General features: G+C 73.9%; 2 protein-coding genes. Both read left to right on the top strand.

The features are described from left to right. Window positions 1-263: 4-alpha-glucanotransferase (locus tag G3N64_RS38705; RefSeq protein WP_205788841.1), on the top strand; the 263-nt coding region annotated here is incomplete at its 5' end. After that, the coding region (gene treY / locus G3N64_RS38700; protein ID WP_205788840.1) for a malto-oligosyltrehalose synthase at window positions 260-2,652 on the top strand (2,393 nt) is incomplete at its 3' end. The genes G3N64_RS38705 and treY, both read left to right, overlap by 4 nt.

The raw sequence follows: 2,652 nt of genomic DNA, 5'->3' as shown, positions 1-2,652 counted from the left end.
GTACCGCCGCCCCGCCGGCCGACGCGCCCCCCGTCGCCGCGATGCTCGCGTATGTTGCGCGCAGCCCGTCGCCGCTCGCGATCCTGCCGCTCGAGGATCTGCTCGCACTGGATACGCAGCCGAACCTGCCGGGGCCGCCCTGCGGCCACCCGAACTGGCGGCAGCGCCTGCCGCGCGCGATCGACACGCTGTTCGATACCGGCGTGCGCGGCCGCATCGCGGCCGTCGTGCACGCGCGACGCTCGCGAGAGCCCGGCCCATGACGCCACGCGCGACGCTGCGGCTGCAGCTGCATGCGGGCTTCACGTTCGACGACGCGGCCGCGCACGCCGGCTACTTCGCGCGGCTCGGCGTGAGCCACCTGTACCTGTCGCCGGTCGCGACGGCCGAGCCCGGTTCGCGGCACGGCTACGACACCGTGGATTACGGCACGCTCAACGCCGAACTCGGCGGCGAAGCCGGTTTCGTCCGGCTCGTCGACGCGCTGCACATGCACGGGCTGGGCGTGATCGTCGACATCGTGCCGAACCACATGGGTGTCGGCGGCTCGTCGAACGGCTGGTGGAACGACGTGCTCGAATGGGGGCCCGCGAGCCCATACGCCCGCCACTTCGACATCGACTGGCACCCGCCGGACGCAGCGCTCGACGGCAAGGTACTGCTGCCCTGCCTCGGCACGCCGTATGGCGAGGCGCTCGCGGCCGGCGACATCTCGCTCGGCGCCGAGCCAGCCACCGGGCGCTTCTTCGTGTCGTGCCCCGGGCGACGGCTGCCCGTGGCCGCCGCCACTTATGCGGACATCCTGCGCATCGCGAATCGCGCGGACCTGAACGCGCTCGCCGAGCGCTTCGACGCCGCGCCGCCGCGCGACAGCGCACGACTGGCCGCCGCGCATGCGGCGCTGCGCGATCATGCGGCCGCACACGGCCCGCATGCGCTCGACGCGGTGCTGCGCGGCGCCGATCCACGCCGTGCACGCTCGCGCGCGTGCCTGCACCGGCTGCTCGAACGCCAGCACTACCGGCTCGCCTGGTGGCGCACGGCTGCCGACGAGCTGAACTGGCGACGCTTCTTCGACATCGCGACACTCGCCGCCGTCCGCGTCGACGACGACGCGGTGTTCGATGCCGTCCATGCGCTGCCGCTGCGACTCCATGCGGCAGGCTACATCGACGGCCTGCGCGTCGATCACGTCGACGGGCTCGCCGATCCCCGCGCGGTTTGCCGGCGACTGCACGAGCGACTGGCCGCGCAGCGCGACGCGCCGCCGTACGTCGTCGTCGAGAAAATTCTCGCGCCCGGCGAAACGCTGCGCGCCGACTGGGCCGTCGACGGCACGACCGGCTACGACTTCATGAACGACGTCGGCGCGCTGCTGCACGACCCGGCCGGCGCCGCGCCCCTCGCCGCGCACTGGGCGCACGTGTCGGGCTCGTCACGCACCTTCGCGCAGGAGGCGCTCGACGGCAAGCGGCGCGTGCTGATGCGCCAGCTCGCCGTCGAGCATGCGCGCGCCGCGCATGCGTTGCACGGCGTCGCGCGCGCAGCGCCCGCCACACGCGACGTCAGCCTGATCGCGATCCGGCGCGTGCTGGGTGAACTCGCGGTGCAGCTGCCCGTGTACCGGCTGTATCCGGCGCGCGATGAAGAACCCGCCGACGCCGATCGCCGCGTGCTCGCGCATGCGTACGAACGCGCATGCGCGGCCGTCGATCCGGACGACCGGTTCGCGCTCGATCGGGTCGCCACCTGGCTCGGGTTGCCGGTCGCACGCGTACCGCGTGCGGACGCCGCCGCGCTGCACGCAGCGCGCGTCGCGTTCGCGCAGCTCACTGCGCCGCTGGCCGCGAAGGGCGTCGAGGATACGGCCCACTATCGCTACGGCCGGCTGCTGTCGCGCAACGAGGTCGGCGCCGATGCGGGCGACTTCAGCCTGTCGCGCGGCGCGTTCCATGCACGCAACCGGCGCCGCGCGCGCACCGTGCCGCACGGGCTCGTCGCCACCGCCACGCACGACCACAAGCGCGGCGAGGACGCACGTGCGCGGCTGGCCGTGCTCAGCGAAATGCCCGACGCGTGGCGTGCGGTGTCGCTCGACTGGTCCGCGGTCAACCGGCCGCATCGCGGCGGTGCGCATCGCGACCTCGCGTGGGCGCCGGGGCCAGGCGCCGAGGCGATGCTGTACCAGACGCTCGTCGGCTGCTGGCCGCCTGGACTCGCCCCCGACGACGCGGCGGGGCTCGCGGCGCTCGCCGAACGCGTCGCGCAGTGGCAGACGAAAGCACTGCGCGAGGCGAAGCGGCACACCGACTGGCTGGCGCCCGATACGCGCTACGAGCGCGATTGCGACGCGTTCGTCCACGCGATCCTGGCACCGCGCGGCGCCGGCGACTTCGCGCACCGGCTGCATGCGTTCGTCGCGCGGATCGCGCCGGCCGGCGTCGTCAACAGCCTGACGCAGGCCGTGCTGCGGATGGCGTCGCCGGGCGTGCCCGACCTCTATCAAGGCACCGAGTCGTGGGATCACTCGCTCGTCGATCCGGACAACCGCCGCGACGTGCCGTTCGCGGCGCTCGCGGCCGAACGGGTCGACGGGCCGGTCGCGTCGTACCTGCCGGCGTGGCCCGATGCGCGCGTGAAGCGGGCGCTGGA

It is taken from the genome of Burkholderia sp. Ac-20344, from assembly GCF_017104975.1.
Lineage (GTDB): Bacteria > Pseudomonadota > Gammaproteobacteria > Burkholderiales > Burkholderiaceae > Burkholderia.
The sequence above is the reverse complement of the archived record's forward strand: the minus strand, read 5'-3'. Positions and strand labels throughout refer to the sequence as shown.